This window comes from Flavobacterium sp. JAS, assembly GCF_020991455.1.
Taxonomy (GTDB): Bacteria; Bacteroidota; Bacteroidia; order Flavobacteriales; family Flavobacteriaceae; genus Flavobacterium.
Genome location: NZ_JAJMOX010000010.1, coordinates 146,324 through 166,711, shown reverse-complemented (window position 1 = coordinate 166,711; position 20,388 = coordinate 146,324). Strand labels below are relative to the sequence as shown.

At 34.4% G+C, this 20,388-nt stretch carries 15 protein-coding genes and 3 tRNA genes; 6 read left to right on the top strand and 12 right to left on the bottom strand.

The annotated features are described in order from the left end of the window. Positions 1-3: 3 nt before the first annotated feature. Positions 4-420 carry a response regulator gene (locus tag LPB88_RS16430; RefSeq protein ID WP_230716731.1) on the top strand — a complete coding sequence of 139 codons (417 nt, stop codon included), beginning with the start codon at positions 4-6 and terminating at the stop codon, positions 418-420. Positions 421-835: 415 nt separating this feature from the next. Here LPB88_RS16430 and rpsT read toward each other — a convergent pair whose 3' ends face one another. The 5 genes from rpsT to proS form a co-directional block, all read right to left on the bottom strand. Further along, a complete protein-coding gene (gene rpsT, locus LPB88_RS16425) occupies positions 836-1,087 on the bottom strand; it encodes a 30S ribosomal protein S20 (protein WP_017495211.1) in 252 nt (83 codons plus the stop codon). Between the two features lie 154 nt (positions 1,088-1,241). Continuing rightward, positions 1,242-1,313: transfer RNA gene (locus LPB88_RS16420), tRNA-Glu, on the bottom strand. 43 nt (positions 1,314-1,356) lie between these two features. Beyond that, a tRNA-Glu gene (locus LPB88_RS16415) sits at positions 1,357-1,428 on the bottom strand. A gap of 47 nt (positions 1,429-1,475) precedes the next feature. Next, positions 1,476-1,547: transfer RNA gene (locus tag LPB88_RS16410), tRNA-Glu, on the bottom strand. A gap of 77 nt (positions 1,548-1,624) precedes the next feature. Next, positions 1,625-3,103, bottom strand: coding sequence for a proline--tRNA ligase (proS, locus tag LPB88_RS16405; RefSeq protein ID WP_230716730.1), 1,479 nt, complete (start codon positions 3,101-3,103; stop codon positions 1,625-1,627). Positions 3,104-3,204: 101 nt separating this feature from the next. Here proS and LPB88_RS16400 point away from each other — a divergent pair, with 101 nt between their 5' ends. From LPB88_RS16400 to LPB88_RS16380, 5 genes are all read left to right on the top strand, one after another. Next, positions 3,205-4,197 carry a hypothetical protein gene (locus LPB88_RS16400; RefSeq protein WP_230716729.1) on the top strand — a complete coding sequence of 331 codons (993 nt, stop codon included), beginning with the start codon at positions 3,205-3,207 and terminating at the stop codon, positions 4,195-4,197. A gap of 51 nt (positions 4,198-4,248) precedes the next feature. Continuing rightward, entirely contained in the window at positions 4,249-5,751 is a 1,503-nt protein-coding gene (locus LPB88_RS16395; RefSeq protein WP_230716728.1) for an OmpP1/FadL family transporter, read from the top strand. Positions 5,752-5,964: 213 nt separating this feature from the next. Next, the gene (rimO, locus tag LPB88_RS16390; RefSeq protein WP_230716727.1) at positions 5,965-7,278 is read left to right on the top strand and encodes a 30S ribosomal protein S12 methylthiotransferase RimO; all 1,314 of its coding nucleotides are present in this window, start codon (positions 5,965-5,967) and stop codon (positions 7,276-7,278) included. A gap of 42 nt (positions 7,279-7,320) precedes the next feature. Beyond that, on the top strand, positions 7,321-7,881 hold the full coding sequence (locus LPB88_RS16385) for a hypothetical protein (protein ID WP_230716726.1): 561 nt from the start codon (positions 7,321-7,323) through the stop codon (positions 7,879-7,881). Positions 7,882-7,914: 33 nt separating this feature from the next. Next, a complete protein-coding gene (locus LPB88_RS16380; protein ID WP_230716725.1) occupies positions 7,915-8,820 on the top strand; it encodes an N-acetylmuramoyl-L-alanine amidase in 906 nt (301 codons plus the stop codon). Positions 8,821-9,254: 434 nt separating this feature from the next. Here the strand turns inward: LPB88_RS16380 and LPB88_RS16375 are convergent, their stop codons facing one another. The 7 genes from LPB88_RS16375 to LPB88_RS16345 form a co-directional block, all read right to left on the bottom strand. Then, positions 9,255-10,349 carry an outer membrane beta-barrel protein gene (locus LPB88_RS16375; protein WP_230716724.1) on the bottom strand — a complete coding sequence of 365 codons (1,095 nt, stop codon included), beginning with the start codon at positions 10,347-10,349 and terminating at the stop codon, positions 9,255-9,257. A 613-nt stretch (positions 10,350-10,962) separates the two neighbouring features. Then, on the bottom strand, positions 10,963-11,928 hold the full coding sequence (locus LPB88_RS16370) for a glycoside hydrolase family 5 protein (RefSeq protein WP_230716723.1): 966 nt from the start codon (positions 11,926-11,928) through the stop codon (positions 10,963-10,965). Between the two features lie 12 nt (positions 11,929-11,940). Then, positions 11,941-13,176, bottom strand: coding sequence for a glycoside hydrolase family 27 protein (locus LPB88_RS16365; protein ID WP_230716722.1), 1,236 nt, complete (start codon positions 13,174-13,176; stop codon positions 11,941-11,943). A gap of 96 nt (positions 13,177-13,272) precedes the next feature. Next, positions 13,273-14,313 (bottom strand): IPT/TIG domain-containing protein, encoded by a 1,041-nt coding sequence (locus LPB88_RS16360; protein ID WP_230716721.1) that lies wholly within the window; start codon positions 14,311-14,313, stop codon positions 13,273-13,275. A 19-nt stretch (positions 14,314-14,332) separates the two neighbouring features. Further along, complete coding sequence (locus LPB88_RS16355; protein ID WP_230716720.1) at positions 14,333-15,931, bottom strand: RagB/SusD family nutrient uptake outer membrane protein; 1,599 nt, start codon at positions 15,929-15,931, stop codon at positions 14,333-14,335. A 13-nt stretch (positions 15,932-15,944) separates the two neighbouring features. Continuing rightward, complete coding sequence (locus LPB88_RS16350) at positions 15,945-19,136, bottom strand: TonB-dependent receptor (protein WP_230716719.1); 3,192 nt, start codon at positions 19,134-19,136, stop codon at positions 15,945-15,947. 316 nt (positions 19,137-19,452) lie between these two features. Further along, positions 19,453-20,331, bottom strand: coding sequence for an AraC family transcriptional regulator (locus tag LPB88_RS16345; protein ID WP_041517120.1), 879 nt, complete (start codon positions 20,329-20,331; stop codon positions 19,453-19,455). Between the last annotated feature and the right edge of the window lie 57 nt (positions 20,332-20,388).

Here is a 20,388-nt window from a genome sequence, read left to right as displayed (position 1 = left end):
ATCATGCTCGAGCAAATTCTGTGCATTGACGATGACCCTATCACGTTGATGTTATGCAAAAAAGTAATTGCAAAATCCGAATTTTCGAATGAAATTATTACTGCTCAAAACGGAGAAGAAGCACTTCATCACTTCAACACCTTAAAATACACCAACAACAGAAACAAAGTCAACAAGAAACCTGAACTGATTTTTCTAGATTTGAACATGCCGGTTATGGGAGGTTGGGAGTTTCTTGATCATTTTACTTCTTCAGATTACGCCGAATTCAACAAAACCGCCAATGTCATTGTTTTATCCTCTACAATAGATCCGGACGATTTAACTAAAGCAAAAAAATACCCTATAATAATTGATTTTCTTTCAAAGCCAATTACACAACCTATGCTGGAATACCTTAAAAAGAAAATTGACATTTAGTCCAGAATAAATTCCAAATAAAAAATTCCAAATTCCGATCTTGATGCTTGATTAAGTTAAGCGATCAGTATTGGAATTTGGATTTTTTTTAGGATCAATCCTAAAACCTGTGAAAAAAAAATTATCGCAGAGAACGCTAAGTTTTTTTTACTCTTAGGTTTTATAAAAGGCAATCCCGATAGCTATCGGGACGCAAAGCTTTGTATTGATTTAGCTTTGCGAACTCTGCGCTTTCTAAGACATTCTTAGATAAAAATCTTTGCGTTCTCTGCGGTAAAAAATAATTAGTGAGTATATTTTACGTTTCCCACAATATTTAGCGTTGATCCATTTTTTATTTAGAATTTACCCTTAGTATATAAACAAGAAAAGTCCTCAAAAGAGGACTTTTATATTTTTAGGAAATTGTAATTAATTACAATTTAGCAACATGTTTAGTTAATTTAGACTTCAAGTTAGAAGCTTTATTATCATGAATGATATTCTTTTTAGCTAATTTATCAATCATAGAAATAACTGTTGATAATTTTGAAGAAGCATCAGCTTTATCAGTAGCTAATCTTAATGCTTTAATAGCGTTACGAGTAGTTTTATGTTGATATCTGTTAAGAACTCTTCTTTTTTCGTTACTTCTGATTCTTTTTAATGCTGACTTATGATTTGCCATTTTGTTTTAATTTTAGATGTAATAATTATTATAAATACTAGTTAAAAAAGAAAAACCTCCCACAATTACAAAACAATCACTTTGGTTTTAACTAATAAAACAAAAATCGAGACACCAATTTTTATTTTACAAAACTTATTTACAACTAATTCAGTAGTCTGTAAGGGAATCGAACCCCTGTTACCAGGACGAAAGCCTGGAGTCCTAACCCCTAGACGAACAGACCAAATTCTTCTAAGTTTTCTTCAATTTAAAATAAATTGAAATTGTAGCCCGTAGCGGAATCGAACCGCTCTTACATGGATGAAAACCATGCGTCCTAACCGATAGACGAACGGGCCATTTTAATTCTCAGTATTTCAAGAACATTTTTGCAGTAAAAAAGTAGTAGCCCGTAGCGGAATCGAACCGCTCTTACATGGATGAAAACCATGCGTCCTAACCGATAGACGAACGGGCCTGCTTCTCTAATGCGGATGCAAAAATACAACTATTTTTAAGATGTACAATACCTGATGCAAAAAAAAATAAAAATTTTTAATATGCCTTCGCAAAAAGCACTCTTTTTGAAGAAGGATTACCAGTAAACACACAGGTTCCAGCCTCTTCAACAGCATCCAAAGGAATGCAACGAATCGTAGCTTTTGTCAAATCTTTTATCTTTTCTTCGGTAGCAGCAGTTCCATCCCAATGTGCAGATACAAACCCTCCTTTACCGTCTAAAATTTCTTTAAATTCCTCAAAACTATTTACTTCAGTAATATGAGTATTACGATAGTCCAATGCTTTGTTAAATAAATCCGCCTGAATCTGTTCTAACAAGTCATTAATATAATTTACGATTCCTTCACCAGAAACAACTTCTTTTGTCAATGTATCACGTCTTGCAACCTCAAAAGTTCCATTTTCTAAATCTTTTGGACCAACAGCAATTCTAACAGGAACTCCTTTCAATTCCCATTCAGCAAACTTGAATCCTGGTTTTTGAGTTGTTCTGTCGTCATATTTAACCGAAATCTTCAGTTTTCTAAGTTTTGCTGTCAAATCATTAACTGCAGCAGTAATTTCAACCAATTGTTCATCCGTTTTGTAAATAGGAACAATCACAACTTGTATTGGCGCCAAATTAGGAGGCAACACTAATCCCTGATCATCTGAGTGTGTCATAACCAACGCTCCCATCAAACGGGTAGAAACTCCCCAAGAGGTTCCCCAAACATGTTCTTGCTTTCCTTCGGCATTAGCGAACTTCACATCAAATGCTTTTGCGAAGTTTTGCCCCAAAAAGTGAGATGTCCCCGCTTGCAATGCTTTTCCGTCCTGCATTAAAGCTTCAATACAATAAGTTTCATCAGCACCTGCAAAACGTTCTGTTTCAGTTTTAATACCTTTTACAACCGGAATCGCCATAAAGTCCTGAACGAAATCTGCATAAACATTCATCATTTTTTCAGACTCCTCAATAGCTTCAGCTTTTGTAGCGTGAGCTGTATGCCCTTCCTGCCATAAAAATTCTGCAGTTCTTAAAAACAAACGCGTACGCATTTCCCAACGTACCACATTTGCCCATTGATTAATCAACAATGGTAAATCTCTATACGATTGTACCCATCCTTTATAAGTAGACCAAATAATTGCCTCACTCGTAGGTCGAACAATAAGCTCTTCCTCCAACTTAGCATTTGGGTCAACCATAAGTTTTCCGGGTTTATCCGGATCATTTTTTAATCTATAATGCGTTACAATAGCACATTCTTTTGCAAATCCTTCTGCATTTTTTTCTTCCGCCTCAAACATGCTTTTCGGCACGAATAAAGGAAAGTATGCATTTTGATGTCCTGTTTCTTTAAACATTCTATCTAACTCCGCCTGCATTTTTTCCCAAATAGCATATCCGTAAGGTTTAATAACCATACATCCTCTAACTCCTGAGTTCTCGGCTAGATCTGCTTTTACAACCAGTTCATTATACCATTTCGAATAATCTTCTGATCTTGTAGTGAGGTTCTTACTCATATTGAATAGTTTGGCACAAATTTTGTTTTATTAATTTTAACTAAATAGTTTGACAAAACTAACTATTTTTGTAATGTGCAACAATAAAAAACACGACAGATATGAAAACTTCTATTACTCTTCGTCAAAACTCAAGTCATTTTTACTTAATTGGATTATTGAGTTTTCTACTAGCATCGTGTGGTTCTTACCAAAATACATCATACGCTGACAACGACGGTGTATATGGTGGCTCACAAAGAATGTATGCTCAAACTACTACCACCAATACAAATAACCAATATAAAGACTACTTTAGATCATTGCAAGATGACAATCAGCCAACTGAAATTTTTACAGATGTTGACAGTTATGGCAATTATGCAGAAAGCGACAGTACTCAAACTACCGCTAAAGCTTACCCGGCTTGGGGAAGCAGCAACTCTGAAGTATCCGTTAATGTTTATTCTGATCCAACCTGGTCAATAGGATTCGGTTTTGGTTTTGGATATCCTTATTATGGATGGGGCTATGGAGGTTACTGGGGTTACCCTGGATATGCTTGGGGATACCCAGGATATTGGGGAGGCGGATGGGGCTACCCAGGTTATTACAGACCTTACTACGGATACAATAACTATGCTTATAGTTATGGAAGAAGAGGATCTGCTGCTTATTATAGCGGAAGAAACTATGGTTACAACAGAAACTACAGCAATAGAGGAAGCTATAGCACAGACAGAAACTACACCAATAGAAATTACACAACAAACAGAAGAGACTATACAACAAATAGATCAAATGGTTATACTGATTACAGAAGAAGCTCTTCTGTAAACGGAAGAACATATAACTCTAGTCCTAATTTTTCAAACAGAAGAGGCTCAAGCACTCAATATAATAGTACCGATTATAGCAACAGAAGATCTAGCAGCAATGCTAACACAAACAGAAGCTACAACTACAATAACAACAGCAGCTCATCCAGAAGCTACTCTCCTAGCCCATCTCGCTCTATGAATAGCGGTGGAGGCGGAAGCATGAGATCATCTGGCGGCGGAGGAGGCGGTGGCGGAAGATCGTACGGTGGCGGAGGTGGTGGCGGAAGAAGATAATTTCTTCCCCACATTTCACAAATCGAAAAATCAAACTAAATCTTACCTAAAATGAAAAAAATATTCTTCCTACTAATTACAGGACTAACTGTCAGCGTCTCACATTCTCAAGAAGTATCTGATGCTATTCGCTATGCACAAGACAACATAACCGGAACAGCACGATTCAGAGCCATGAGCGGTGCTTTTGGAGCCGTTGGAGGAGATTTATCTGCCATTACTGTCAATCCTGCAGGATCTGCGATATTTTCTAACAATCAGCTTGGAGTTACTTTTAGCAATCAAAATACGAAAAACAACTCTAACTATTTTGGCACTCAAACCAGCAACAAGGATAATTCATTTATATTAAACCAAGCCGGCGGTGTTTTTGTTTTTCATGATCACAACCCTAATAATAATTGGAAAAAAATTGCTATTGGAGCAACTTATGAAAACACAAAAAACTTTGACAACAGTGTTTTTTCTGCCGGAACAAATCCAACAAACTCTATAGATAATTACTTTTTATCGTATGCCAATGGAATACCTTTAGGCGATATAACAGGAATTCCTTATAGAGATCAATTTTATGACGAGCAACAAGCATATTTTGGATATAAAGGATACGTAATAAACCCTGTTAACAATACCCCTGGCAACACACAATACATTTCTAATGTACCTGCCGGAGGTAATTATTACCACGAAAACCAAGTTTACACAAACGGATACAATAGCAAAGCAAGTTTTAATATTGCAACTTCATTTAAAGACAGATTATATCTAGGAGCAAACTTAAACGTTCATATTCTTGATTATAGAAGATCGTCAAGCTTCTACGAAGACAATGACAATCCGCTTCAGCCAACTGAAACTATATCAAGTTTACGTTTCAATAATGACTTATATACTTACGGAAATGGATTCTCTTTTCAACTGGGAGCTATTGCGAAAGTTACTGAATCATTTAGACTTGGTTTAGCTTACGAATCAAACACTTGGTACGATCTATATGACGAAGTTTCACAAAGCTTATATACAACAACACAAGCTAGCGGAGGACAGCCAATAAACAATTCGGTTAACCCGAATATTGTAAACGTTTACAAATCCTATACACTACAAACTCCTGGAAAAACAACATTTAGTGCTGCGTATGTATTTGGAAAATCTGGTTTAATTAGCGTTGATTATTCTATTAAAGATTATGGAAACACGAAATACAAACCAACGAGTGATTCAGGTTTTAGAGGTGTCAACAATGATATCAGCAATCAATTAACCAGCAATGGAGAATTAAGAGTTGGAGCTGAATACAAAATAAAACAATTAAGCCTGCGTGGCGGCTATCGTTTTGAAGGAAGCCCTTATAAAAACGGAACTACAATTGGAGATTTAAATAGCTATTCTGGAGGTTTAGGATATAATTTTGGAGCTACCAAAGTAGATTTAGCGTATTCTTATATGGAAAGAAAATCAAATCAGGGATTTTTTGACAGAGGATTTACAGATGGAGCTAACATTACATCGAAACTAAACAATGTTTCTTTGACTTTATTATTTGAATTGTAATTAAGAACAAATAGATGAATTGAAATTTCCGTCAGGTCTTACTTGACGGATTTTTTTTAGCCCCGATGGGAGTGACATCCTTTTTCTTGCTCCTTTAGCAAGGAAAAGATATAACGGACAGCGGGATTAGCTTCATAAAAAACATCTAAAAGAAACGGAAACAAGCGGTGTTTGAATAAAAAAGTGTAATTTTGCACTCCAATTTATAAAAGTATGAGAACCAAGTCTTTAAAAAAGAACAAAATTAACGTAATCACTCTTGGGTGTTCGAAAAATGTATATGACAGTGAAGTTTTGATGGGTCAGCTTCGTGCAAACGGAAAAGAAGTTCAACATGAGGCCCCTGCAGCTGAGGAAGGAAACATTATCGTAATCAACACTTGTGGTTTTATTGATAATGCTAAAGCGGAGTCAGTAAATATGATTTTGGAATATGCAGACAAAAAAGAAAAAGGACTTGTAGATAAGGTTTTTGTTACCGGATGTTTATCTGAACGTTACAGACCAGACTTAGAAAAAGAAATTCCGAATGTAGATCAGTATTTTGGTACAACTGAGTTACCTCAGCTATTGAAAGCATTAGGTGCCGACTATAAACATGAATTATTAGGAGAACGTTTGACAACAACTCCGAAAAACTACGCTTATTTAAAAATTGCCGAAGGTTGCGACAGACCTTGCAGTTTTTGCGCTATTCCGCTTATGCGTGGAAAACACGTTTCGCAATCTATTGAGAAATTAATTAAAGAAACTGAAGGTTTAGCAAAAAATGGCGTTAAAGAATTAATCTTAATTGCACAGGATTTAACTTATTACGGTCTTGATATTTATAAAAAGAGAAATCTTGCTGAACTTCTTGAAGCTTTGGTAAAAGTTGAAGGTATTGAATGGATTCGTTTGCATTATGCCTTCCCTACTGGTTTCCCAATGGATGTTTTGGAAGTAATGAAACGCGAGCCTAAGATTTGTAATTATATTGATATTCCGTTGCAGCATATTTCAGATTCTATTTTGAAATCTATGCGTCGTGGTACAACTCAGGCTAAAACTACTCAGTTATTAAAAGATTTTCGTGCTGCAGTTCCGGGAATGGCAATCAGAACAACTTTGATCGTTGGATATCCAGGTGAAACTCAGGAAGATTTTGAAATTTTGAAAGATTTTGTTCAGGAAATGAAATTTGACAGAATGGGATGTTTTGCTTATTCTCATGAAGAAAATACGCACGCTTATTTATTGGAAGATGATGTTCCGGATGATGTTAAACAAGCAAGAGCTAACGAAATCATGGAATTACAATCTCAAATTTCATGGGATTTAAATCAGGAAAAAGTAGGACAAGTATACAAATGTATCATTGACAGAAAAGAAGGCGCACATTTTGTGGGTAGAACTGAGTTTGATAGCCCTGATGTTGACAACGAAGTTTTGATCGATGCGTCTAAACATTACGTAAAAACTGGTGAATTTGTTAATATAAGAATAATTGAGGCTACAGAATTTGATTTATACGGAGAACCTGCTTAAATTTACGCTAAACAATTATCAATTTTAGATAAAAACATTATTATGAAACCTACACAATCTTTTTTCCTATTGGTTTTTACCATATTCTGTTTCAATTCTGTTTCGGCTCAATACGGAAATGGATATAATAATGGTTACGGAGGCGGTGGTTATGGCGGTGGCGGATATGGCGGCGGAAGAAGCGGAATGGACAGAAGTATGGTTCCGGGTCAACAACCACAAGGACAAAGCAAGCCTAAAGAAATTCCTGTTGAAGAAACTGCAGCTAAAATTGTAGAACAAATGAAACCGGAAGTAAATCTTGATGAACTTCAGGCAATTGCAATTACAAACGTTTTTGCAGACAGTTTGAGAGAACAAGGAATTCTTTTGAAAAGCGAAAGCAGCAGCCAGGATCAAAAAATGGAACAAATTAAAGCATTAAGAGAAAGTACAACTAAAAAAGTAACAGCTTTTTTAAATCCTGATCAAGTAGAAAAGTATACTGCTTTTATGAGCAATTTTAAAGAAATTAAGAAATCAAAAAAGAAAAAAGATAAAGACATTAAAGATTCAAAAGAAGTTGTTAAAGAAAGCACAGAAGCTACAAAAGCCGCAGAATAATTGTTTGAACCTATCTTAAAAATCTAAGTAACCATGTCAAAAAAACATTTTTGTTATCTGATTTTAGCAATTATTATTACTTCTTGCTCTACAAATCCTTATAAAAACACTGAAAAAGTTTACGATCAACAGCTTAAAAATTTAGAAAATCAAATTACAAGCAAAGATCCTCAGACAATTCCTGCCATACCTCCTGTTGTTATTGATACTTCCTATGCATCTCAATTAGGGATTGTAAAAGATACTTTATCAAAAACCGGATCAACGGCTTTATTAAATGGTATAAATACGGAATGGATAGGAACAGTAAATTTTAATTTAAGAAAACCTAGCTTTATTATCCTGCATCATACTGCACAAGATTCTATACAACAGACTATTAAGACTTTTACCAAGACTAAAACTCAGGTAAGCGCTCATTACGTGATTTCTGAAAACGGAAAAGTGGTGCAAATGCTGAATGATTATTTAAGAGCATGGCATGCCGGCGCATCGACTTGGGGAAAAAATACTGATTTGAATTCTTGCTCCATTGGGATTGAGCTTGACAACAATGGTTTTAAACCTTTTACAGAGGCACAAATTAGCAGTTTAGTAGCTCTTTTGACTAAATTGAAAAAAGATTACAATATTCCAACACAAAACATTTTAGGTCATTCAGATATTGCTCCTGGCAGAAAACAAGATCCAAGCGCTTTATTTCCTTGGAAAACTCTTGCTGAAAAAGGATTTGGTATCTGGCCGGACGAGGTTCTTGAAGAGGCTCCCTTTGATTTTAAAATCGAACAGGCTTTAAGAATTATTGGTTATAATACTAAGAATCTTTCGGCTGCAATTATGGCTTTCAAATTACATTATATTCAAACTGATGTAACGTCTGTTTTAGATCGAAAAACAATTGATACTATGTACTCCATTTACAAGAAACAAATTCAGTAAAAAAATATCTCACACAAAATATAATAAACGCATTTTTGGATTTCCGGAAATGCGTTTTTTTATATAAACAATAGCCTATCTACATATAAAGATGTCATGCATTTATAAAGTTGTCACGAATTACACTAATTTTCACTAATTTTTTATGTTAGTTTTTATAGGCTACAACGAAACTTTACACATAACTTCATGTAATTCGTGGTAAAAAAACCTTCTAATCTTTTAATCTGTAGCAAAAAAAAAGATGCACTGCTATGCCTCTCTACGTAATGCTCGTTTTATAAACTGCTGCTAAGCTATACATGAAAGAAATTAGCGTAAATTCGTGTAATTCGTGGCAAAAAAAATAACAAACTCTCCCAAATAAAAAAGCTGCCAAAACATTAATATGTTTCGACAGCTCCCAAAAAAAAAAAAAATATCAATCTTTATCTCTAGAAAGAGTATGTTGTAGCAATTAATCCGAAGAATGATCCTCCTGTTGGATTAGCATCTTTGTCCAGAAAAACATCTTCTGATGCTGCGTCGTATCTTAACTCAGGAATTATGGTTAGTTTTCCAACTTTATAATTTAACGAAACTGTGTTTGCAAAAACACTAGTTCCGGCAACTGTTCCTAAACTTGCTGCAGCATCTTTAGCATCAAAATATTCCATTCTGTATGCCAAGCTCAAAGATGGCTTGAAAGCATAATTAGCATATCCTACTAATGAAAACCAATCACCATCTAAATCACTATCAAAATCATTTTTAGTTTTAGCATAAGTTGCATTAAATCCTAAAGAAAAAGCATCTGTTACTGTTTTTGATGCCACAAAATCAATTTGTGTTTTATTTTCATCAGATGGCACTACCAAAGTTCCAGGAGTAGGATTCGTACTTCCTGATGTAAAATTCAAGTAAGCACTTCCTGTTTCTCCCACATATCCAACTTGCCCTATGTATGTTTTTTGGCTAGAACCTGCATCCATTGCCGATTTAAAATCAGTAGGATTTGTGATACCAAACATAGCGGTAAATTTGCCTGATGTATATTGGGCTTTTACCCCTGTATTAAAGAACGGCCCGTATGAAAATGCATAAGACATACTGTAGTTTTTATTTCCTATAGCGTCTAATACTTCATATCCGATGTGTGTTCCGAAACTACCCGCTACTACCTTAAATTTATCGGTAATTTGATAAGTAAAGAACAATTGTTTTATTAAAAATTTAGAATAAATATCTTTATCTGTTGTTTCATTATATGAAAATTCTCCCGCTCTTTTTCCGAATCCTAAGTCTACAAAAACAGAAGCTTTCCCAAAAGTATGACCGGCTTGAACTGAAGCCATTCCTAGTTCAAATGAATCCTGAGAGTTGGTAAAGCTCGTCAATCCGTTCATTTGTTTCGAAAAATCATATTTATAATAAGCATCTGCTGACCCGCCCCAAGTGGTTGCTGGCGATACCGGTGTTTCAGTATCATCTTGGGCAAAGGCAAAAGAACTTGTTAACATCGCGGCAAAAATGTGTAATACTTTTTTCATTTTTAATTGGTTTTTGGTTATTAATTGATTTTGGTTAGTTAATCTTTTATATATCTATCTAATAGTACAAGTCACTTTTAAAACCTCTTATTTGCCCCCTAAATCTCTTCATTTTCATTAGCGAATTTATTAACTTTTGTATCAGTACAAGAATCGAAATCTATTTTTTTGATGTTTTTTGGAAAGAATTATGGATTACAAAAATTAACTTCTCAATAATCGTGATTTGACATTAATACGGTTTTATTTTTAAAAATTCCACAACGCATTTTTATCAAAAAATACATTTTCAAAAGGGTTAACAGTCAAAACACATCAACAAACAACCAAAAAATAACCATAAAATGTCATTTAAAAAATACAACCCCTTTAAAAAATAGGGGTATTATAAAAATTACACTAAAAATAAATTATGCGCCTCACATTTTATTCCCAATAAAACCTTTTCTTCAAAAAGCTCAAAATTCCTACAAAAATAAATCTTTAAAAGTCTCCAAACATACCTTAAACATTCAATATAATTCTTAAATCAAAAACAAAAACTTTACAATAAAAACAAAAAAAAGCCTGCTCAAAACTGAACAAGCTTTTTTAAAATAGAAAATAATATTCTCTACTCTTGCGTATTGTATTTTCTTAAAAACTCACGAACCATAATTCCTGATTCTTTCAAATCTTCCTCTTTCCATTTCCCTTCTGATTTTGCTGATTTTTTTAAAATAGAACATGATTCGTCTTTATCAGAAACTGACCAGGTTATCCAGCTAAGTTTTCTGGCTTCCATCCAATCAATATATTCCTGCCACGCTTTTCTATTTAATGGCCCATCACCGGACGCTTCCATTCCTGCGGATTCCGAAATAAAAATTGGCAAACCGCTTTTTATAGCATCATCAGTTTTGTCTCTTAATTCTTTTCCATGTGTGGCCGCATAAAAATGCATCGTGTACATTATATTATGGTATCCTCGAATTGGGTCTTCGGCCGGAAGATTGACATCCTGATCCCAATGCGGTGAACCAACCAAAATAATATTATTTGGATCATTCTCTCTAATAACCTTAATTACATCCTCGGCATAAGCCTTAACTTCTGACCAGGATTCGTAATCAGGTTCATTAAAAACTTCGTAGATTATATTGGGATACTTGCCATACTTTTTAGACATCTCAGCAAAAAAAGCTTTAGCCTCCTCAAGATTTATATTATGACTGTGCCAATCGATAATTACATAGATATCTGATTTTATTGCTGCGTTTACAACTGCTTCGATTTTTTCTTTTGAGAATTGTGGTTCTTTCAAATAAGCCCATTCTCCTAACTCAACTCCCATTGCGGCGCGCACTACATTACAATTGAAATCTTTTTTTAACCAACTAACCGCTTTCTCATTATAAAACCTGGGCCACATACTGTGCCAGCCAAAACTCATTCCTCTTAATACAATCGGATTATTATCTTTATCTACTAATTGAGTTCCGAGTACACTTAGCTGTCCGTGATGTTTTACAAATTGCGCTTTCGAAAAGCAAAACATCAATAATAAAGTAATGGTGAAAATTTTAGTTTTTGATTTCATAGCAAGCCGTTTTTAAGGAATTAATCTTAATGTAATAACATCGTGCGAAGCAATATCGGCAATAAAATTCTTTTTAGTATTCCCGATTTCTTTATTCTTCCAAAGATCTTTTAATTTAAAAATTGTTTTGTTGAAATCAACTTCATAACCAAAATCGACATCTTTAATGATATGCTTTTTCCAGTCGAAATTGATTTTTTTTGCAACATCACTTCTATTCAAAAATGTTATAGCCCAATTTCCGTCTGACAAAGGTTTTACCCAAACTTCTAATCCGTCTTCTGCAGAATGTTTAAAACCCTGGATTCCTAATTTGTCCTGATTTACGGCAATTAATTCTTTGTTAGTTAAGATTGCCAAAGTTTCTTTTGACATTTTTCTGAAATCATTCCCTGCGATTAATGGAGACGCCACCATTGACCACATTGCAAAATGAGCTTTATCCTCAGTATTGGTCATTCCATCACCTACTTCCATCATGTCAAAATCATTCCAATGATCCGGACCAGAGTATTTGCGGATATCTTTGCGCATTTCGATAATTTTCATGAATCCCCATGACGACCAATTTCCTTCTTCGTGTTTAAACTCGCAATCAAAGCAAGGATAGATATCTCCCGAAATTCTCCATAAATTCCCAACTGGTTTTCCCCATTCCCAAGGCTGATTGTCTCCCCATTCGCAAAGGCTGAAAACAATAGGCCTTCCGGCAGTTTTAAGCGCATTACTCATTGTTGTATAAGCTTCTTTGGCAGTAATTCCTTGTGTATTACACCAATCATACTTTAAAAAGTCAATACCTAATTTAGCATAAAAGCGAGCATCCTGAAACTCATAACCGCGCGTTCCCGGATATCCGGCACAAGTTTGAGTTCCCGCGCAATTGTACAAACCAAATTTTAAACCTTTGCTGTGTACATAATCAATTACCGCTTTCATTCCGTTTGGAAATTTAACCGGATCAGGAACCAAATCTCCGTTTGCATCACGTTCTCTTGCCATCCAGCCATCATCCAGTACAATATAATTATACCCTGCAGCTGCCATTCCTGACGAAACCATAATATCAGCCGTTTCTTTTACTAATTTTTCGTCGATATTGGTTTCAAAAGTATTCCAGGAATTCCAACCCATTGGCGGTGTCATGGCCAAACCTTCAAATTTACCTGCTTTCTGTGTATGTGTATTCCCTTGGCTAAAACCTAAGCCGGAAACACTCAATACAATTGCTAAAATGATTTTTTTCATTATTAAAAATTCAATAATTAATTATATTAAAAAAGTATTCCCTAATTGAGTAGATTAGGGAATACTTAAACAAAACTCAAAACCAATAATTACTTTTTACTTTAATACAAATCCCATGTCATCCATAAGAATTGTGTTACCACCAAAACCACCTGACTCTTGCAACGTTAGCTGATCAAAAGTAGTTGGGTTTCCAATATCTGAAAATGGAATTTCAATTGTAGTCCATTTGTTTGTTAAAGGTTTTTTAATTTGATAAGCCCATCCTCCAAAAACAAAGACCACGCTTGCAGCTGCATTTGTAGAAACACTTTTTACTTTAACTCTAAATGCTTTATATTTTGAGATATCTCTGGAGTTGAATTTCATATCAGCACCATTCCATCCTCCAAAAACAAATTTAATAGCCGCTTCTCCCTGTACTTTATCGTCTTTAAAATTGGTATCAAAAATATCCGCACCGTTCCACATCCAATGTCCTGCATCGCCTTGCAATACATCATCATATAGCGCTGAACCAATAGCTTCTGCAGAAACTGTAGAACCCGAAATATTACTTACTGTAACATATTGATCTGTTGCATTTGCCGGCATTTTAAATTTGATTTCTGTTAAGGTAGACGAAATCACAGGAACATCTGAAGTGCCCACTTTTACGGTAGGATTTAAAAAATAATCTCCATAAACTGTTACGATATCACCTTCGGCAGCATTGATAGAATTAAAGCTATCAAACTTAGGTGTTGGTGGTGCTACCACAAAATCATAAAGAATAGTTCCTGCTTTTGTAACAACTTTCAATTTATTACTTGAATTCGCATAAGGTGTTTTTTCATCAATTAAAACGAATATCTCAGTATTTGTAACTAATACAGGATTGAAATAGGTATCAAAATCATTAAAGTAAATTTTTGTTACTGTCGAAAGACCTTTACCTCTAATAATATAATAGTTTTTAGGATCTCCAACTGTTACAGGAACCAAATCTCCCTCTACAGCTTTTGCTACACTTGTAATTTCCGGAGCACCAGAACTACTACTTGAAGCATCATTACTATCACAAGAAGAAAACAAACCTAGTACCACGGCAGCCATAGCAAAAAACGGCAATAGATATTTTATTTTTATATTTTTCATAATATTCAAATTTTAATAATTATTTAAAAGTATATGGAACCGGAGCTTGTAATAACTTAGGATTTTTAGCCACTTCATTATCAGGATAATCCATATAGAAATCATTTGTAGCATGATCATCACTATATATAGGTGTATAATGGCGTTCTGCATATCGGTCTCCTCTATTTTGTGCAGACATAATTGCGATTGCTTTATTTTTGTCGATACGCCCTAAGTCAAACCAATAATCTCCTTCGAAACACAATTCTTTTCTTCTTTCTAAGAATATATCATCAAAAGTTACAGAAGCTAGATTGCTTAGTCCAGCTCTTTTTCTAACTGCATTAATAGAGCTTAATGCCCCAGCGTCTGAAGTACTTGCTCCTCCCGCCAAAACAGCCTCGGCATGAATTAACAACAATTCAGCATAACGCATTACGTATGAATTATTATCCATCATAGCCCAAGCATCAGCCTGACCCGTTACGTTTCCGTTTACAACACCAATACAGTATTTTTTAATCGCACCACCAGAAGCTTGCGCCAAATCTTTACCGGTAGGAACTGTAAATCCAATTCCTGAAGTTGTTTTAATATTAGGATAAGAATCACCTGCAACCATTACAGTTTCATGTTTTCTAACATCATTCGCATCATATAATGACAATAAAACGTCTTGACTTGGTCCAAAAACTCCTGCATAAGATGCATTTGAAGTTGATAAGGTTCCGTCCTGAAAACCAAATTGTGTATTACAATTATTTGCTGATCCGTAATTTCCATCACCTTTCCACTGAATAGCAAAAATAGATTCCTCGTTATTATTGTTTGGATAAGTAAACAAATCGCCAAAGCTTTTTCCCGGTAATTGATCTCCGCCCAAAAGCTTAAATTCTCCACTATTAATAACACTTTCTGCCATTGCTCTGGCATTAGCATAATCTTTTTGGTACAAATAAACTTTGGCCAGCATTGCTTTTGCAGAACCTTTAGACACGTGCCCGTTATTAGCATAATTAGCACCTCTGTTTTTGTCTGCCAATAAATTAATTGCTTTCAAATAATCCATTACAATCAATTTATAAACGTCATCGACTGTATTTGTATTTACATAAGGATTACTTGTATAATCAAGAGGATTTTCGATAATTGGCACCGGTCCCCAAAGTCTTACCAAATCAAAATAAGCAGTGGCTCTCATAAAATAAGCCTCACCCACCGTATTATCCAAAACATTTTTATCAACTGCCGGACCAACTCTGGCCGCCAAAAAGTTAATAATCATATTACCTTGTTGCACATTTGCCCATAATGCTGACCAGCCATTTACCAATTCAGGATCACTTCCGTTTAACGAAAATGTTCTTAAACCACTAACATCCGGAGATCCTGAATACATATTTCCAGAACCTACCTCAAGTGCCCACCAAAATTTATTATACATCTGAAACCAGGTTCTGCTGTACATACCATTTGTAGCAGATGCTACCTGATCATTTGTACTATAATAAGAATCTAAACTTATTCCGTCTTCAGAAGGTCTGTCTGTAAAATCATCCTGACATGATCCAAAAGTCAGAAATGCCGCTGCTAGAAGTAGCAAACTATATTTATTTAAAAAAGATGTCTTTTTCATGTTCTTTTAATTTTTAAAATTCTAAGTTAAGTCCAATTAAAAATGTTCTCGCAACCGGATATCTTCCGTTATCAATTCCTGACAAAAGCACATTTTGATTAAAAGAGCCTATCTCCGGATCATAGCCTGAATAATCAGTAAACGTGTATAAGTTTTGAGCTGATCCGTATAATCTTAATCTTGATATTTTATATTTTGAAATAATATCTTGTGGTAATGAATATCCAACAGTAATATTTTGGATTCTTAAATAAGAACCATCCTCTACATAACGATCAGAAATAAGTAAGTTATTATTTGCTGAATCTGCAATTGGTCTTGGGTTATTACTTCCTGTATTTGTAGGAGAATAATAATCTAATGCATCTACTAATTGATTATCATATAAAGATGCATTTGTTGTTCCGCCTCTTCTGGTTAAGTTCATTACATCATTTCCATAAGAACCCTGAAGGAAAATAGACAAGTCGACATTTTTGTATTTGAAGTTATTGGTAAAACCATAAGTAAATTTTGGATGCGGATTTCCGATGAATGTTTTATCATTTGCATCAATTTTTCCGTCTTTATTTACATCCACATATTTCACATCTCCCAAAGAAGTTTCTCCAGCACCAGTTCCTACAGGCTGTCCAAATTGAATTGGCGCAGCGTCAAGAGTTGCCTGATCTTTAAATAATCCATCTGTTTTGTATCCGTAAAACATTCCAATTGGGTTTCCTATCGTTGTATTTGTAACCACAACCGGCTGGTATCCGTTTGTATTAACTTCCTGGGTCAAAATAATTCCGTTTGCAATTTCATCCAGATTATTTTTGTAATGAGAAACCACTACAGATGCATCCCAATTAAAGTTTCCGGATGATCTCATGTCATAACCAAGTGTAAGATCAAAACCTTTGTTACTCATCGTTCCAAGATTAGAATATGGAGCTGAAATCCCTCCATATTGCCCTCCGCCTCCAGTTAAATATAAAGGCAATGGAACCTGAAATAAGAATCCTTTAGATTTTTTATCATAAACATCAAAACTTGCAGAAAGTTTATTATTAAGCATTGTAAAATCAATACCTAAGTTTGTTTGATTTAATGATTCCCAAACTAAGCCCGGATTTGGATAATTTGAAGGCAAAAATCCGCTTCCTAAACCAGAATTCTGAGTACCTAACATTGCAGAATAACTATTGTTAGGAATTTGCTGATTACCGGTTTCTCCGTATCCAACTCTAAATTTAATATTGTCTACATATTTACGAGTTCCCGCCATAAATGATTCACTAGACAGTCTCCAGGAACCAGATATCGCATTAAAAACTCCTTTTTGATTCTCTGTAGTTGGATCAAACTTAGAAGAAATGTCTTGTCTGATTGAAGCTGTAATACTGTATTTATCATTAAAATCATAAATAAGACGAGCAAAAAGAGACGAAAGTGATGCGCTTCCTTTATATTGTGTAACTGTATTATTATCTACATCAGCTAAATTAATAGTATGAATAGAGTTTGTTTTAAAACCTTGTGCAGATGCTATTAAACCTTCCCAATGAGAATCGTTTGCTTCCTGACCTGCCAAAATTGTAAACTTATGTTTCCCGATTGTTTTATCGTAAGTCAATAAGTTTTTGATATTGGTAGAATACCAATTTTGTCTTCTTACATCAAGATCTGCCAATAAATTAGTCTGACTTCCCCACGCATACGAAGGTCTGAAATCGTCATTCTCTGAAAACTCTGTATTTGCAGAAATTTCGATACGATATTTTAATCCTTTAAAAATCTCCGCTTCAGCATAAATATTGCCTAAGAAATTTTTTCTAACTAATTTATTATCTCTTGTCAAAGCTTCAGCAACCGGATTATAATAGGTAACACTTTGTTCAGATGAAGGTGGACCTGCAAATGTACCATCAGAATTTCGAACAGGGATATCTGGAGATTGCAATAAAGTATTAGAGATTAATCCAGAAAAACTTTGATTTACTGTAATTTTCTCATTTGTTATACCACCAGTAAGATTTCCACCAATTCTTAACCATGATTTGATTTTTGAATCTAAGTTTAATCTAACCGTATATCTTTTTAATCCTGAGTTAATAATAGTTCCTTCATTATCTAAATAACTTCCTGATAAATAATAGCTAGTTCCTTCTTTAGCACCAGAAAATGATAATTGGTGACTTTGAGAAATTGCAGTTCTATATACTTCATCCTGCCAGTTTGTACCTGGTCCTAATAATTCAGGGTGCGAAAACTCCTGACGCGTTTGATATCCCCAAAGTTTAGCTAAATCTGTTTTAAGAGTAGCGTATTGCGATAAACTCAAAACATCTAGCTTATTTGAAACCGTAGCAAAAGAAGTATAGTTCTCGTATGAAATTTTTCCCGTTCCTTTTTTTCCGGATTTTGTCGTAATAATGATTACTCCGTTTGCTCCTCTTGAACCATAAATAGCTGTCGCTGAAGCATCTTTAAGAATATCCATAGACTCAATATCATTAGGATTAATCATAGACAAAGGGCTCATCGCATTGTTACCGCTTCCGCCTGAAGCCGAGAATCCATCTTTACCAGCCAGAGTCTGGCCACTTGTAGATTTACCTGTGGCATCTCCGGAAATTGGCACACCATCAATTACATATAAAGGTTCGTTTGTACCTGTAATAGAGGTCGTCCCACGAACTCTCACAGAAGCTGCACCGCCAGGTTGTCCCGAGTTATTCGTAACCGAAACCCCGGCCGCTTTACCCTGAAGCATCTGATCGATAGAAACCTGTTTTAGATTTTCGATATCTTTAGATTTAACCGAAGAAATTGCACCGTTTACATCTTTCTTTTTCTGAGTTCCGTAACCAATTACAACAACTTCTTTCAAATCTTCTGAGCTTGATCTTAAAGAAATATTAATTTTTGTTCTTCCGTTAATCGCTATTTTTTGAGAATCAAATCCAATAAATGAAATGTTTAAAGTTCCATTTGCCGGAGCGTCAACAGTATATTTACCATCAAAATCAGTAGAAGATGTAGTTTTAGATCCAACAACAGAAATATTGGCTCCCGGAATAGTCATTCCTTTTTCATCAGACACTACCCCTGATATTTTTACCTGAGCAGTAATAAAATTACTAGTCAGCAACAAGAATAAAATCAAAGGAACAGCGCTGTGGTTAGCATTCCAATGAATGAAGTTAGTCATTAGTTTTTTCATAATAAATGTTTGGTTAGTTTAAATTTGTTTCATTCACAATTCAAGTCATAAAAAAGGGCCTATTTATTTTCTTAAATTATTTAACAAATCTATAACAGAACAAAACATCAAATCGATAGTATTATATCATTTAATGATAATATTTTTACTATAGCACATTAAAAAAACATATATAAAAATAAAAGCAGCAAAAAATTAAATTATTCGCAATCACCTTCCTATAAACCACTATGAATTATAAATAAAAATTAACGAATCATCGAAAAAGCAAACGATTTCGTTAAAAATAATATTTATTAGTGCAAAAAAAGTATCATTATAAAATACGTTTTAATCCAGAAAAATCCTCTCTATATTGACTAGGAGTACAATTTTTAATAGCTTTAAAACTACGATTGAAGTTCGCAATATTATTAAAGCCAGATTTAAAAGCCACCTCAGAAACACTCATATCTTTTTCTACAAGCCAACGGGCAGCATATCCAATACGGATATCATTAATATAATTCACAAAAGTTTTCCCGGTACGCTTTTTAATAAATCGATTAAAAGAAATAATAGACATACTTGCAATATTAGCCACATCTTCTAAAGTAATTTTTTCGGCAAAATGTTTTTGTACATATTCATAAACCAACTTCATTTTATCGTAATCGTCAAACGTATCATAATCTACTGTATAAGTCGAAAGCAAACGTTGGTTTCTGGAATTTGCCAAATCATACAATAAAGAAGTAATTTCCAAAAAGTAATCCATTCCGTCAAGTTTTGAGAGCTTTACAAGCCTTGGTGTTAATTCTTCGGCTACTTTTTTCGAAAATAAAATACCATGAATAGATCTGTTAAACATATCACGAATAGGATTCATAATACGTCTGGACAATAAAGATTCATGGAATAAATCATTATGAAACTGAATTGTTATCTCGTGAATTTTTTTGCTTGTACATTTACTCAATTCCCAACCGTGGTATAAATTTGGCCCAATCAAAACCAATTCTACATTATCTATTTCCTCAATATTATCACCCACAACACGCTTCACTCCTTTTCCGTTTAAGATAAAATTAATCTCAAATTCCGGATGATAATGCACCGGAAAATCAAAGCTGTCTTTTACTCTGTCGAACACTAAAAAACTATCTCCGGCAGATAGCGGAGCGATTTCTCTATAAAAATTTTTGGCACTACTCATCTTTAAAATTGGTTTAGGAAGTAAAACTTGACTTTTTTGTTTGCAATAATATGATAT

What these genes read in the sequence shown, in the direction of transcription:
- LPB88_RS16430 (WP_230716731.1), top strand. Translation starts at nt 4, where the DNA reads ATGCTCGAGCAAATTCTGTGCATTGACGATGACCCTATCACGTTGATG.
- rpsT (WP_017495211.1), bottom strand. Translation starts at nt 1,087, where the DNA reads ATGGCAAATCATAAGTCAGCATTAAAAAGAATCAGAAGTAACGAAAAA.
- proS (WP_230716730.1), bottom strand. Translation starts at nt 3,103, where the DNA reads ATGAGTAAGAACCTCACTACAAGATCAGAAGATTATTCGAAATGGTAT.
- LPB88_RS16400 (WP_230716729.1), top strand. Translation starts at nt 3,205, where the DNA reads ATGAAAACTTCTATTACTCTTCGTCAAAACTCAAGTCATTTTTACTTA.
- LPB88_RS16395 (WP_230716728.1), top strand. Translation starts at nt 4,249, where the DNA reads ATGAAAAAAATATTCTTCCTACTAATTACAGGACTAACTGTCAGCGTC.
- rimO (WP_230716727.1), top strand. Translation starts at nt 5,965, where the DNA reads ATGAGAACCAAGTCTTTAAAAAAGAACAAAATTAACGTAATCACTCTT.
- LPB88_RS16385 (WP_230716726.1), top strand. Translation starts at nt 7,321, where the DNA reads ATGAAACCTACACAATCTTTTTTCCTATTGGTTTTTACCATATTCTGT.
- LPB88_RS16380 (WP_230716725.1), top strand. Translation starts at nt 7,915, where the DNA reads ATGTCAAAAAAACATTTTTGTTATCTGATTTTAGCAATTATTATTACT.
- LPB88_RS16375 (WP_230716724.1), bottom strand. Translation starts at nt 10,349, where the DNA reads ATGAAAAAAGTATTACACATTTTTGCCGCGATGTTAACAAGTTCTTTT.
- LPB88_RS16370 (WP_230716723.1), bottom strand. Translation starts at nt 11,928, where the DNA reads ATGAAATCAAAAACTAAAATTTTCACCATTACTTTATTATTGATGTTT.
- LPB88_RS16365 (WP_230716722.1), bottom strand. Translation starts at nt 13,176, where the DNA reads ATGAAAAAAATCATTTTAGCAATTGTATTGAGTGTTTCCGGCTTAGGT.
- LPB88_RS16360 (WP_230716721.1), bottom strand. Translation starts at nt 14,313, where the DNA reads ATGAAAAATATAAAAATAAAATATCTATTGCCGTTTTTTGCTATGGCT.
- LPB88_RS16355 (WP_230716720.1), bottom strand. Translation starts at nt 15,931, where the DNA reads ATGAAAAAGACATCTTTTTTAAATAAATATAGTTTGCTACTTCTAGCA.
- LPB88_RS16350 (WP_230716719.1), bottom strand. Translation starts at nt 19,136, where the DNA reads ATGAAAAAACTAATGACTAACTTCATTCATTGGAATGCTAACCACAGC.
- LPB88_RS16345 (WP_041517120.1), bottom strand. Translation starts at nt 20,331, where the DNA reads ATGAGTAGTGCCAAAAATTTTTATAGAGAAATCGCTCCGCTATCTGCC.